The sequence below is a fragment of the Spirochaetota bacterium genome, assembly GCA_038043445.1.
Classification (GTDB): Bacteria; Spirochaetota; Brachyspiria; order Brachyspirales; family JACRPF01; genus JBBTBY01.
This window is the reverse complement of the sequence record JBBTBY010000056.1, coordinates 1-14,259: the sequence shown is the minus strand read 5'-3', so window position 1 is coordinate 14,259 and position 14,259 is coordinate 1. Positions and strand designations below refer to the sequence as shown.

The 14,259-nt window shown below is 56.7% G+C and carries 10 protein-coding genes; 6 read left to right on the top strand and 4 right to left on the bottom strand.

The genetic code is table 11. The features are described from left to right. Nucleotides 1-405 precede the first annotated feature (405 nt). From AABZ39_08305 to AABZ39_08295, 3 genes are all read left to right on the top strand, one after another. Complete coding sequence (locus AABZ39_08305; protein MEK6794762.1) at nt 406-3,468, top strand: glycosyl hydrolase; 3,063 nt, start codon at nt 406-408, stop codon at nt 3,466-3,468. Between the two features lie 28 nt (nt 3,469-3,496). Next, entirely contained in the window at nt 3,497-5,911 is a 2,415-nt protein-coding gene (locus AABZ39_08300; GenBank protein ID MEK6794761.1) for an alpha-L-rhamnosidase C-terminal domain-containing protein, read from the top strand. 278 nt (nt 5,912-6,189) lie between these two features. Further along, entirely contained in the window at nt 6,190-7,446 is a 1,257-nt protein-coding gene (locus AABZ39_08295; protein MEK6794760.1) for an L-rhamnose isomerase, read from the top strand. A gap of 18 nt (nt 7,447-7,464) precedes the next feature. Here AABZ39_08295 and AABZ39_08290 read toward each other — a convergent pair whose 3' ends face one another. Then, complete coding sequence (locus AABZ39_08290; GenBank protein ID MEK6794759.1) at nt 7,465-7,866, bottom strand: bacteriohemerythrin; 402 nt, start codon at nt 7,864-7,866, stop codon at nt 7,465-7,467. A gap of 96 nt (nt 7,867-7,962) precedes the next feature. On the opposite strand from AABZ39_08290, the gene selD reads away from it, so the two are divergent. From selD to AABZ39_08275, 3 genes are read left to right on the top strand one after another with little or no spacing between them, the layout of a single operon-like run. Beyond that, nucleotides 7,963-8,976, top strand: coding sequence for a selenide, water dikinase SelD (gene selD, locus AABZ39_08285; protein MEK6794758.1), 1,014 nt, complete (start codon nt 7,963-7,965; stop codon nt 8,974-8,976). 44 nt (nt 8,977-9,020) lie between these two features. After that, nucleotides 9,021-10,034, top strand: coding sequence for an SGNH/GDSL hydrolase family protein (locus tag AABZ39_08280; protein ID MEK6794757.1), 1,014 nt, complete (start codon nt 9,021-9,023; stop codon nt 10,032-10,034). A gap of 42 nt (nt 10,035-10,076) precedes the next feature. Further along, nucleotides 10,077-11,108 carry a hypothetical protein gene (locus tag AABZ39_08275; protein MEK6794756.1) on the top strand — a complete coding sequence of 344 codons (1,032 nt, stop codon included), beginning with the start codon at nt 10,077-10,079 and terminating at the stop codon, nt 11,106-11,108. A 54-nt stretch (nt 11,109-11,162) separates the two neighbouring features. Here the strand turns inward: AABZ39_08275 and AABZ39_08270 are convergent, their stop codons facing one another. The 3 genes from AABZ39_08270 to AABZ39_08260 form a co-directional block, all read right to left on the bottom strand. Beyond that, nucleotides 11,163-11,441: an RNA-binding protein gene (locus AABZ39_08270; GenBank protein ID MEK6794755.1), complete on the bottom strand. Its 279-nt coding sequence runs from the start codon at nt 11,439-11,441 to the stop codon at nt 11,163-11,165. Between the two features lie 143 nt (nt 11,442-11,584). Then, nucleotides 11,585-12,895, bottom strand: a complete 1,311-nt coding sequence (locus AABZ39_08265; GenBank protein MEK6794754.1) for an acyltransferase domain-containing protein — start codon at nt 12,893-12,895, stop codon at nt 11,585-11,587. A 43-nt stretch (nt 12,896-12,938) separates the two neighbouring features. After that, nucleotides 12,939-14,259, bottom strand: a 1,321-nt coding sequence (locus AABZ39_08260) for an NAD-glutamate dehydrogenase domain-containing protein (protein MEK6794753.1), incomplete at its 5' end; no start/stop codon positions are given.

Genomic DNA, 14,259 nt, shown 5'->3' with positions numbered 1-14,259 from the left:
CCTCCTGCATCGAATGCACAGCCTCCTGCATCGAATGCACAGCCTCCTGCATCGAATGCACAGCCTCCTGCATCGAGTGCACTGCCTCCGTTTTCAACTGTTCGTCGTGTCGTTCCAGCGGCTACGCCCAATGGGCGTATGGCGATCGTCGCGAGAACACCTCTTCCCTCCCATTCCTTCTTCGCGCCTTCGCGCCTTCGCGTGAGTTCCTCTCTTTCGAATTATTCTTTATTGCGCAATGTTTTGGGTGCTATGGCTTTGCTCCGGAACATCATGTCATTGGATATGCCCCCTTGCTGACAGGAAATGTAAAAATAGTGCCAGTACCACCCCATTTTGTGGAAGACCTGATAGGCAAAACCATTATCTTATGGTACTATATTCGCCGTACAAGGAGCGTCCCCCGTGGATACACGATTCAAGTCCCCCGAAGCGAGATTCCGCCCTGCGCCGTTCTGGTCATGGAACGCCGACCTCGATGAAAAAGAGCTTACGCGTCAGATAAAGGATATGGCATCGAAGGGCATCGGCGGGTATTTCATGCATTCCCGCGTGGGGCTTATCACGCCGTATCTCGGGAAGAAATGGCATTCCTGCATACGCGCCTGCGTGGACGCGGCGAAGGCGACGGGCACCGATGCATGGCTCTACGATGAAGATAAATGGCCTTCCGGTTTTGCCGGCGGCATAGTGCCTGAAATGGGCAAGGACTATCGCCTCAAGGTGCTTATGCTCACTGCGGACGAAAAGCGTGAGGCCGCGGTGCGTCCCGGAGAGCCCAGCCAGTCGCCGATGTTCTCCGAGGATACATCCGATGATGAAGCGATAACGTCGGTATCCTATGAAGGAAAGAACTTCCGTATCGTGAAGCATATCATGCCCCTCGGCGATGCGTGGTTCAACGGCGCAAGCTATGTCGATATGATGAACCCGAAGGTCATCGAGAAATTCCTCGAAGTGACCATCGACGGCTACAAAAAAGAAGTGGGCGCTCATTTCGGCAAGGAGATACCGGGCATATTCACCGATGAGCCGTGCTACACGCATTTCGGGAAATACCGCGGCTGCCTCCCCTGGACGGAGGGGCTGCCTGCGTTCTTCCAGAAGCTCAAAGGGTACGATATTCTCCCGCATATAGCGAGCCTGTTCTTCCCCGAGGGCGATCACAAAAAGATACGATTCGATTTCTTCGATACGGCGACAAGGCTTTTCCTCGAGGCGTTCGGCAAGCAGTATCACAAGAAGTGCAGAGAGAATAATTTGATATTTACCGGTCACTATATGGCGGAGGATACCCTCGAAAGCCAGACGCAGTGGATAGGCGCCGCCATGCCGATGTATGAATATATGGATTGGCCGGGCATCGATAAGCTTGCGCGGCATGTGGAGCAGACGGTCACGGTAAAGCAGGTGTCGTCCGCTTCCGAGCAGCTCGGCAAGGAGCGTACGTTCTGCGAGGTGTTCGGCATCAACGGGCAGCATTTCGATTTCAAGGGCCGCCGCTGGATACACAATTGGGAGGCCGCGCTCGGCGTCAATTTCGTCAATCATCACCTTGCGCTCTATACGATGATGGGCGAACGCAAGCGCGACTATCCGCCGAATTTCTTCTATCAGCAGGCGTATTGGGACCACGAGAAAGGGCTTTCCGATTACTTCGGGCGCCTTAATTACATGCTTACCCGCGGCAAAAGGAATATCGATACCCTCATGCTCCATCCGATCGGCAGCATGTGGAGCAGCTTCGAGCCTCGGTCGTATGCAGATCCTTCGTCACATGAGGCGGCCGTTTTCACGCAGGCGAAGGTGCGTTATGACGGTGCGTTCAAGGCGCTCACGGATAGATTCCTTTCACGCCGGCTCGATTTCCACTACGGCGACGAAATAATAATGGAAAATCATGCGCACGTCGATGGGAAGAGGTTTGTTATCGGAAAATTCTCATACGATAATGTCGTTGTTCCGCCGAGTCTTACCTGGCGGACGAAGACGCTCGATCTCATACAGAAGTTTTCGGAGAACGGCGGCACGCTCGTATTTGTCGCGCCGACACCCGTGCTCATCGACGCAGAGCGGCCGCTTGACTGCGCGAAGGAATTTCCCGGGGCGAAGATAGTATCTTCCCCCGATGAAGCGATAGCATATCTCAGGACGAAGAAAGAATATATCGGCATTGAGAACACGAAACTCTCCCGTGAGACTGAAGAGATATTCATCCATGAAAGGACGCTTGATGACGGACGTACGCTCATATTTCTCACGAACACGCATGAGACGAAGATCATCGATGCGCGTATCACTATCCCGTATGTCGGGGCGGTGGAGGAGCTCTCCTGCGAAAGCGGCGCGGTGAGCGCGCTTTCGGTGACCGTAGAGAACGGGAAGATGCGTATCGATCGGACATTTCATGGCGGTGATTATCTCATGATAGCCGTGGATACGAAGAAGAAGCCGGTGCAGTACGATAATGCCGCTGTTTCACAGAGTGCAAGGGGTCATGACCCCTTGTTCTCAATTCGCGGGGAAGCGTTCGCTTATAATGCGGTATCCCTCTCCTCTTGGAAGGGCGCGCTCGCTGAGGACAATGTCCTTCGCATCGACAGGCTCTCTCTATGGCTCAACGGCGAGCATGTCCTCGATGATAAGCCGATGCACAAGGCATGGGACGAGCATTTCTATAAGGCGGCCGACGGTACGCCCTTTGCGGCGGAGTATCGCTTTTCGGTCATCGATATGCCGAAAGGTACTGTGCGTGCTGTGATAGAGATGGCGCATAACCTTTCATCGATATCGCTCAACGGTACGGCGATCAAGCCTGACGGGAAGTTATGGCATAATGACCCTGCATTCAGAACGGTCGATATTTCAAAGGCCGTCGCAAAAGGCGAGAATGTGCTTCGCATCGAAGGGAAGAAACTGAACAATATCACGCGCACCGCCTGCCATCGCCGCGTGAAAGAGGATGAATTCCCGTACAACAATAACGAAGTGGAAGCGGTGTACATCATCGGCGATTTCGGCGTGGATAATTGGGAGAACAGGAAATTCTCCATCGCGAAGAAGCCGCCGGTGTCGATGAACGATATCACATCGGCCGGTTTCCCGTTCTATGCGGGAAGCGTTTCGTGTACGGCGAAGGCCTCGTTCAAGAAAAAGCCTGCTGAAGCGTACATCGAGCTTTCCGATGTGCATACCCCGTCGGCGGAGATACGCGTCAACGGGAAAAAAGCGGGTGTGCTCCTCTGGCAACCGTATCGACTCGATGTCACGAAATTGCTCAAGACGGGCGTGAACAGCATTGAAGTGATATTCACCACGGACCTGCAGAACCTCATGGGGCCCAACACCATGCCCAATGGGCTGCCCAAGGGCGTCGGCCCGGGGTCGTTCCGTGAAGAGCATGTGTGGAGCGAAGAGCTGCTCCTGTTGCGGCGCGGCATCGGCGGCGTCCGGCTTTTGTATCGATGAGTACGATAAGAACATCAAAGGATAATGCATGACAACGATACCGCTCGATCATCCGCTCAGAAAAGCATCGTGGATATGGCCGCAGACATATATGTATCTTTACAATCACTTCGCGCATTTTCGAAAGGACTTCGATCTTGCACGACTGCCGGTGAACGCCCCGCTTTTCATCACCGCCGATAAGGCGTATAAATTGTGGGTGAACGGGACGTATGTCTGCCGCGGTCCTGCACGGGGTTATCAGTCGCATTGGCCGTTCGATGAGGTCGATATCGCATCGATGCTTCGTCAGGGGCATAACTGGATATCCGTCGAGGCGTATAATCCCGGCATAAGCACGTTCCAGTATCTGCATCAGACGAGCGCGGGTTTTCTCTGTGCGGCGGCATGGGACGGCTTTTCTTTTGTGTCCGACCGGAAATGGCAGATGCGTCGATCACCGGCGCAGACGCGCGAGACAGCGCGCTATTCGCTGCAGATAGATTTTCAGGAGCATATCGACTTCCGTCTCGATGACCGCACATGGATAACGGATGAAAAACCGCCGGCGAATTGGCGTGCGGAGATATTTCCCGAAGGCGGGCAGCAGTTCCTTGAGTCTCCGTTCGGCAGACCGCCCTATACGAGCGTAGAGCCGCGGGGAATACCGCTCATGCGTGAGACGGTAGTTGCACCGGAACGTATCGCTGCGCATATAACGGTGCCCTGCGGAGAGAACTATCGTACATGGAAAAATGTTTCCTGGCCGTTCGTCCGCGAAGTGTGGGAGAAGCAATGGGATAATGGCGCCGCCGTAAAGGGGAAGAACATCGGCGATTCGTTCGAGGTGGTCATCGAGCCCTCGGGCGAAGGAAAAATGCGCGCGGTCACGCTTGCCATGCCGAAGTATGTGGTTGGTAATGTCATTCTGGATGTCAACGGTGCTTCGGGCGGAGAGATAGTAGATCTTAATTTCCATGAACGAATGAACGGCGAACGCCCGTCGCTCAATCTGCCGGGATGCGGATGCTCGGCCGCCATGGCGAACCGTCTGCGCTGCGCCGCGGGAGAGACAAAACATGAATTCTTCCATCATCTCGGCTTCAGCGCAATTACTATCGTCGTGCGGGATGCGCCGTCGGCTCTCACGGTACGTCTTGCAGTGCGGGGTGTCGGCTATCCGTTCACGATGCGCGGTGCATTCGAATGCTCCGAACGTACGCTCAACGACATACACGCGATATCCCGGCATACGCAGCAGATATGCTCGCTCGATGCTTACGTCGATACGCCGTGGCGCGAACAGGCGCAGTGGTGGGGCGATGCGCGCGTGCAGGCGAAGAACACGTTCTATCTGGACGGTGATGCGCGCCTCCTCGCACGCGGCATACGTTCGATAGCAGGCCAGAGCACGCCCGAGGGGCTCACCTACGGGCACGCGCCGACGTCCGCGCACAACTGCATACTCCCGGATTTTGCGCTCACCTGGATACTGACGATATGGGACCATTATTGGCAGACCGGTGATATATCGCTATTCGTCGAACAGCTCCCGCGTATTGAGAAGGTGCTCGGGTATTTCGATACACCCGAGGCGCGTCATGTGTCGGGGCTTCTGCGTTACGACAGACGGCTTTGGCTGTTCGAGGACTGGTCTACGCTGTACAAAGGCGAGATACCGACATTCCTGAACCTCTGGTATCTCTTCACGATGCGCACACTTGCACAGATGGCGGCGCTTGCCAGGAAGGGAGCAGAAGCGAAACGCTATCGCGCCATCGCTGAAAAGCACCAACGCCTCGTCCTTTCACATCTCTATGACCCATCGGCAAAGTTGTTCTGCGGCGGGCTCGATGAGAAGCTTAAGAAGGTGAAAGAGATATCGGTGCATGATCAGACCCTCGCGCTCATGATGGACCTTACGCCCGAGGCGCATGAGACGATGATACGAACACGGCTCATGCCGTTCCTGAAAGAGGAGCCGCTCGACGGCCCGATACCGTCGGCATTCTGGGTGACGTATACGTTCGAAGAGATGGTGAAGCGCGGATACGGCCGCGAGGTGATCGATTTTATACGGAAGAAATGGTCACCGATGCTTGTAAGCGGCACCACGTGGGAAGGCTACGGCTGGTCGGACGGCAAGGCCGGCGGTACGGTATCGCATGCGTGGACGGCGCATCCGTCATTCCATCTGGTGAACATCCTTGCCGGCGTATCGCAGACCGGGCCGGCGTGGACATCGGTGCGTGTCGCGCCGCAATTCGTCGACGGTATCGATAATGCCCGCGCGCTCATCCCGTCGCCGAAAGGCGATATTTGTGCATCATGGAAGCGGACGGGGAATGCTGCGGAGTTCTCGCTTTCCATTCCTGCCGGTGTGACGGCGAATGTCGAGCTTCCCGGCGTGAAGAAGACAGTACGCGGACCGGCGGAGTATCGGGAGAACGTGGAATTGAAATAAACACTCACCCATCCCCCGTGGCGGCTTTGGCCATCCGTGGCCGCCGCCAGTAGCGCCGTCCTTGGCGCACACCGCCGCGAAATACGCGGCACCCCCTTCCCTCTCTCATATTTCCGTGAGAGACGCGTGCGGCATGGATGCCGCTGTTGGCGCGAGGCAGGATGCCGATTTGCGCCAAGGGAAGGGGTCGGGGGATGGGGTGAGTGTGTGAACGGCAAGGGGCGGCAGAATTTGACAAGCCATTTATATATTGTAATCTATCGCACGAGGAGTTCATAATGAAGATAGGCAAAGACGAAGTTCAAAATTCATTCGATGCGGCGAAAACGATATTCGCGGCGAACAACATCGATGTCGATGCTGCACTGAAAAAGATGGCGGCGCGGAGCATATCGCTTCACTGCTGGCAGGGCGATGACGTTTCCGGTTTTTCAGCGGGCGTGCTTGACGGCGGCATACAGACTACCGGCAACTATCCCGGCCGCGCGCGCAATTGGGATGAGCTTAAGGCCGATATCGAGAAGGTGCTTTCATTCCTTCCCGGCAAACATCGGGTGAACGTACATGCTATCTATGCGAACGCCGGCAAGGCTGACCGCGATGCGCTTACTGCCGATCATTTCCGCCCGTGGATAGACTGGGCGAAGCAGAAGGGCGTCAAGCTCGATTTCAACGGATCGTTCTTCTCGCATCCGAAAGCGGGCGGACGCACGCTCTCGAGTCCCGACAGGTCGATACGCGATTTCTGGGTGAAGCACGGGATCGCATGCCGCGATATCGGCGCGGCTATGGGTAAAGAACTCGGGGGAGCGGCCGTCGTCAATCTCTGGATACCCGACGGCATGAAGGATACCCCTGCTGACCGCTATGCGCCGAGGAAGATACTGCGGGACGCGCTTGATGAAGTGTTCGCAAAAAAGATCGATGCGCAGTACATGAAGGACGCTGTTGAGTGCAAGCTCTTCGGCATCGGCAGTGAATCCTATGTCGTCGGCTCGCATGAATTCTACATGGCATACGGGCTTTCGAAAGGCATCATGCTCTGTCTTGATATGGGGCATTTCCATCCGACGGAGACCGTTGCCGACAAGATTTCATCGATACTCACGTTCATGCCGGAAGTGCTCCTGCACGTGAGCCGCGGCATACGCTGGGACAGCGACCATGTCGTGACATTAAGCGACGATGTGCGTGCGCTCTGCGAGGAAATAGAACGTGGGAACGCCTGGGGCCGCGTGAATTTCGCCCTCGACTATTTTGACGCATCGATCAACCGTGTGGCGGCATGGACCATCGGCGCGCGGGCTGCGCTTAAGGCAATGCTCATCAGCATGCTTGAGCCGACAACGGCCATGCAGAAGGCGGAAGTATCGGGCGATTATGCCGAGCGCCTTGCGATAATGGAGGCGGCGAAAACGCTCCCGGTCGGTGCGGTGTGGGATATGTATTGTCTTAACGCCGGTGTGCCGCTTGAGCATGAATGGTATGCGTCGGTGAAGGAATATGAAGGCGCGGTGCTTTCAAAACGGAAATGATCGTTTCGGAATGAGGCATCACTTCACGCCATGATTGTTGAGGAATGTCGCATATTTCTTATCGACCTTCAGTATGTGCTCCGACAGCCAGTCGTTGAGGAATTCGAGCATGTCCTTTTCGAATGTATCGCTCCCGTTCTTTTCGTAATCACGTATCGTGTCGAAAAATGCGTCGTGCTCGCGCTTCTGTTCGCTGAAATCGTCGTACTTGAAACGCAGGAGGAGCCGCTCCTCGGTGGAGAAATGGGTGATAGCGTAATCGTTAAGCGATGACAGGATATTCCGTGAAATATCGCGCACGTTCGCGCCGGCCATCGCATCGAAAAGTTTGCCGATGAGCGAGAAGAGATGCTTGTGCTGAGCATCAAGTTCCTCGACGCGTACGCTATACTCGGGTTTCCATGACGGGCGCTCTGGCATGCCGTCAGTATATACGCTTAAGGCTGTTGCGCAAGACGCGAAAAGTGCTGCTTATTGAACTTGACCTTGCCGTCAAGACGATATATCATTTTCGACATGATACGACTGTCACAAACGGTTTCCTGCGCGGGCTGTGCGGCAAAACTCCCGCCGTCGCTCCTTCGGGAGGCGCTCAAGAACATGCCGGTGTTCGATGACCCCAACGTCATCGTCGGTACGAACACGCTCGATGATGCGGGCGTCTACCGCATCGGTGATGTTTTTCTCGTACAGACGACCGATTTTTTCCCGCCGATAATCGATGATCCGGTGCGCTTCGGCGAGGTTGCTGCGTGCAATGCATTGAGCGATGTCTACGCCATGGGCGGAAAACCGCTTACCGCGCTCAATATACTCGGCTTTCCCTCGACACTCTCGCCGGACATCCTCGGTGCCATACTCGCCGGCGCTGCGAACAAGGTCCGCGAAGCGGGCGGTGCCACCGTCGGCGGTCATTCGATACGGAGCCCGGAATTATTCTTCGGCCTTGCGGTCACCGGCACGGTGGACGGTACGCATATCCTGACGAATACAGCGGCCCATGACGGCGACGCGCTCGTGCTGACAAAAATGCTCGGCACCGGGATAATGACGACAGCCCGTAAGAACGATACAATATCCGATGACGATCTTACCGAAGCGATAACGAGCATGACGACGCTCAATGCCCGTGCCGCAGAACTTGCCATCGCTCATAATGCCCATGCCGCCACCGATGTGACCGGTTTTTCGCTTCTCGGCCATGCCATGCAGTTCGCGCAGGCGAGCAAGGTGGATATCACGTTCGATGTCGGTGCCATACCGCTTCTCGCCAACGTACACGCTCTCGCGGCCGCCGGTGTAAAGACAGGCGCTGCGGCGCGCAATCTCGAATACGTGAAGAACGCCGTTGCATTCGGCGAAAGCATCGATGCGGCGACGAGGGATATCCTTGTCGATCCGCAGACGTCCGGCGGACTCCTTATCGCCATGAAGCGCAAGGATGCCGAGGCGTTCGTCCGTGACTACGGGACTCCGGCGGCTATTATCGGAACGGTGAGGAGCGGGGCCGGTATCATCTATGTTCGATGATGAACGATATGCACTGATCGAAGGCGGAAATAGGGAGAAGAACAATGGCTGATACAGCGCTTGATTGGCATGATATTCGCGGCTCTGTCGAAGGGAAAGGGTACACCGATACGGAGCGTTATTACGACCGTCTCCCCGCACGGGCGAAGGGCGTAGTCCCCGATGTCGTCTGGGGATTAAGCCGCACGGCCACCGGTATGTGCGCGATGTTCACTACCGATGCGCCGGAGATACATGCCCGATGGGAGCTTTTGAACGATCAGATAGGCGAACCGAATTTCCCCGTCGCGGGTTTCAGCGGCCTTGACCTCTATGCCGATGATAATGGCACATGGAAGTGGGCGGCAGCGGGGCATCAGGTCAAGGATAAGCATCCGGAGTGCTGTCTGGTGAACGGCTTGGCGGAAGGCTTGCGATCGTATCGCGTGTATCTCCCGCTTCGGAACCCCGTCGAGAGCGTTGTGATAGGCGTTCCGAAAGGCGCGCACTTTTCTTTCGTCGCACCGCGAAGCGTTCGACCCGTCGTGTTCTACGGTACATCCATTGTGCATGGCGCGTATTCATCGCATCCGGGTATTGTGCATCCGTCCATCATCGGAAGGCGTATCGATCGTCCGGTCATCAATCTCGGTTTTTCCGGGAATGCGAAGATGGAAGAGTCGCTCGCACACCTCGTCGCGGAGATCGATGCGTCCGTGTATGTCATCGATGCGCTGCCGAACATGGATATGACGCTTGTCAGGGAGCGTGCGGAGAAATTCATACGGATACTCTGCGGCAAGCGGCCGAAGACGCCGGTGCTGCTCGTCGAGGACAGGCCGTACACGAATTACTGGATACGCCCGAACGTGAAGCGCTCCATCGAGGAAAAGTGGGCGGAATTCCGGCGCATCTATGAGCTCCTGAAGCACGAAGGCGTCGGGCAGCTTTCGTATATCGAAGGACGATACCTTTTCGGCGATGACGCCGAGGCCTCGATAGACACATCGCATCCGAGCGATCTGGGCTTCATGCGCATGGCCGATGTGCTTACGCCCGTCATCCGTTCGCTCCTGTGACACTGCGATTGTAAATCCGTCATAGTTTCGTATTATCATGCGATGAAAAAGAACGTACAAGCGATAGTGCTCTGCTCAGGCGGGCTCGACAGCCTTCTCGCCTGCGCGATACTCATCCGTCAGGGTGTTGCGGTGACGGCACTTCATTTCGATATGGGGCTCGGTGCCGCGGTGCTCGCGCGGCGTTTCGGTATCGATGTGTCGCCGCATCCGGTGGGTGCGCGTGTCGCTTTGCTCGGTGCGGTGTTCCGTCCCGTGCCGCTCGCGCCCGATTATCTGCCGGTGCTCCTGCATCCGCCGCATGGCTACGGCTCGGCGATGAATCCGTGCATAGACTGCCATGCCTATATGTTCCGTACCGCGAAGCATATCATGGACAGCGAGGGGTTTGACTTCGTCGCTACCGGAGAGGTCATCGGCCAGCGTCCGATGAGCCAGATGCGCGACAAGCTCGATATCGTTGCCCGCGATTCGCTCCTTGGCGACAAGCTCCTGCGTCCGCTGTCGGCCAAACTCCTTCAGCCGACCGCACCGGAACGCGACGGCATCATCGACCGTAATGCGCTCTACGACATCGAGGGGCGGGCACGCGACAGGCAGATGGCACTCGCGGAGGAATTCGGTCTTACGGATTATCCAACACCCGCAGGCGGCTGTCTCCTGACCGACGAGCCGTTCGCGCGACGTCTTAAGGAATATATCGCGCATACGCCGGAAGAGGCGATATCGCTTGATGACGTATCGCTCCTGAGCTTCGGTCGGCATTTTCGCATCGGTAAAGCCAAGCTTGTCATCGGGAGGAATGCTCTTGAGAACAGCGTGCTCGAACATTTCGCGAAGGGACGCGTGCTTCTGACGCCGGAATACCGCAGGGGGCCCTCAGGCGTTCTCTGCGGTGAGGGCATGGCGGAGGGATCGACGATACGCGATGCGCTCAGCGTGATCGCTTTCTATTCGAAAGAAGAACGCACGGAGCTTCCGATAACTGTCCGTGTCGGCGATACGATGACATCGATGTCGCTCTCGCAGGAAGACAGTGAGCGCGGCAGGTCATTTGCGAACATCAACGGGTAGATCGTCGGCAATAAAAAACCCCGGCATGCGCCGGGGTTTTTTGCAGATACGTTTTTAATAGCGCTGGCCGCCGTAGTCGCCGCCGCGTTCTTCACGCGGTTTCTGCGGGCGTGCATTGTCGATACGGAGGGTGCGGCCTTCGTATTGCTGGCCGTTCAGGGCTTCCTTCGCCTTGGTGGCGCTTTCGACCGTGCCCATTTCGACAAAGCCGAATCCCTTCCCGGGGATGACGTTCGCGCTCGCTACTTCGCCGTGCGCGGCGAAAAGCGTGCGCAGCTGTTCGTCGGTCACCGAGTAGCTCAGATTCCCGACGTAGAGTTTCGATTCCTGCATTCGCGATCTCCTTACAGTAAGTTGCAATGCGACCAGCCGGAGGCGATGCAGTGACGCGACCGAAACTCCGGTGGAGGTCATTACGCGGCAATTATAGCATAATGACTTTTCTTCGTCAAGGAATTCTCATATTCCAAGCCGATTCAGTCAGCGATATCCATATCGGAATTTGCCAGTGCTATGCTGTCCCCGGCGGTCAATGCCGCGACCCACGGCTGCGAGCGATAGCATTGCGTCCCGAATTTCGGCATCTCTTCCGGGAGGAAGAACATGCCGCCGCTCCTGAGCACGCCGCCGTTGATAAGACGGTCGGCCATCGCGATGCGCAGGCTCGAATCGCGCGGGAGGTCCTTCGGATCGGTCACATCCTCGCGGTCGAACACGAAGTAGACGCCGTCCTTGCCGCTCGAGTGCACGGGGAAGAGATAGAGCTCATGCTGATAGCGCACGAAGTTCACATCCTGCGAATAGAACGACCCGTATTCGGGGCTGAATATCCATGACGAACACATGATGCCTTTTGCCGGTGACTCGGGTACGTATTTTTCGTAGAACGGGAACGCTTCTTCCATCGATGCGCGGCATTTATCGATGCCCATGCCGCCGCCTTCGGGAATATGCATGGCAAGGAGCATATCGTCACGGGCCACGGCATTCTTCCATATCGATACCGGTAATCTCACTTTTTCGCGTGCGGCCGTGCCGGTCGGGAGAATCGGATTACCGATGATATTCGTTCCGTCGAACGCAAGCGACGCGGTAAAGCCGTTCTTTTCGTTCACCTGCGGGATGCTGTCGACGAAACCATCGCCCGTGAATTTGAGCCCGGGTTCGGACAGTGCGAGCACTTCATGGGTGCGGCTGTTGCGGTATACGCGAATGGCGTAACGCATGGGGTTAATCACATACTGCAGACGACCGAGCCGGAAGAGTACGCCGTCGTAGTGATTGCGATACCAGGGAACATGCGTATGCGGGGAACCGATCTTCCCGCTGTGAAATCGGCCGAAGCGGGCAACGCCGATGCCGTAGTCAAGAAGTACGCCGTCGGTGATATCCGCCGGTATGCCGCGAGCGCCGTGAATGGCTATCGTCCGTTCAGCGGATGCGAGCACAATGAGGAGATAGAATACGCCGGCATCGCTGCCGAGTTTCTCGGTGAAGAGCGGCCATTTGCCGAACTGATAATAATCGCGCTTGAGATAGAGGAGGCGGTAGCAGTGCCATGCCATATGCGAGAGCGCCTCGTCGGAACGGATGATGCCGGCGGTACGGACGAGCACATCGATGAGCCCTGCATCGAGCTTTGCTCGGGCGCGAACGTCCTTCACATAGGCATCGTCGAGGAAGAACGGATGCGGGTAGGGGTAGCACGCCTCCGATTCCGTCCACGCCGGTGTGAACGCTTCGACGGCGTCCGATCCAAGGTTCTGTACTACCGCCGCTATTTCCATGTTCATCCCCTTTGTGCCGGATACCTATCGTTGGCGTGTTCGGTCAGCGGAACGATGCGAGATATGCGCGATAATCCTCGTATCCCGGCGCTATCCCGTACGTATACACGAAGGTGCTCGCTATCGTCCGCGCGACGATCGCCTTCTGATAGTTCTCCGGTACGCGCTCCATTATCGCCTTCATGCCGATGCGCGATACGAGGGAGGCCGGTATATGCCTGGCGAGCACGGCGGCGCGCAATGTTCCGTCGGCGAACAGGTCGGACCGCGATATCGCCGTCGTCACTTCATTTATCTTCGCCGAAAGCGCATCGGAAAGCTCAGAGACAGGGCGCTTTGTCTCCGCATGGAGCCGCCAGAGCACCTCGAATTCCGCGCGTGATTTCGCACGGACGACAGCGACTATCTCCTCGATATACTTTTTGCGGAACAGAGGTTCTTTGCCGTCATGGAGCACCATATGCTCGTTGAACTCCTCGTCAGTAAACGCGAGCCCGGACAGCACCTCGAGCGACGATGAGGTGACGCCGCCTTTGTTCGTGGAACTGTCCTTGAAGAGCAGCACCCCTTTGCGCTCGAGCGCGATGCGCGCATCCTGCGTGATGAAAAGATTCGCTCCCTCCACGATGAAGCGGTATTTCGGTGTGCCGTTCGCATCGATGAGCGTCTGCCAATTCGTGCCGTCTATCGATTTCGGCCGTCCCCCGCAGGGAACGAAAAGATCGGCCTTCACCCGCGCGTCGAGGTGGAAGCTGTTGCGCAGTCCCGCCCCGGAAACGACGAGCGTGCCGTCCGGGAGCGTGATATTCCTGTCGGATACGCGCACTTTGAAGCCTTGTGCCGAGAGCTTTTTCTCGTCGAAGTGACCGGAATCGATGCGCGCGGCGGCAAGCCGTGAAAGTTCAGCGCGGTCAAGTCCAAGGGGGTCATACAGGACACCGCCGCCGTCGATGATCGCGATGGTCTTATCCTTCGAGATGAGTATCTCATTGCTGCCGAGGTCGCCGTCGGGTCCGCCGGTCTGCACTTTCGTTACTGTCGCCTCGTCGATGGCGAGCTTTTCGAGTATGCCGAGCACGTATTCGTGTATGCCGTTCGTCGTCATCCCGTAATCGATATGCGATACGCCGCCGAGATACGCGGCCTTGCCGGTGGTGAATCCCTTCCAGTAGCGGTAGCCGCGGTCGCGTGCGCGTTCGCAGGCTGAGTCCATGAGGTCCGCCGTGCCCTCGTCCGGTCCGAGGAACAGTATCTCTTCATCGTAATTGCGGATCTCCGCTTTGTGTTCCGGGAGAATGAGATCGAGGAGGCCGTCGACATAATCGCGGAACGCGCTTGTCGCATCGGGTCGCACATCCTTCGTG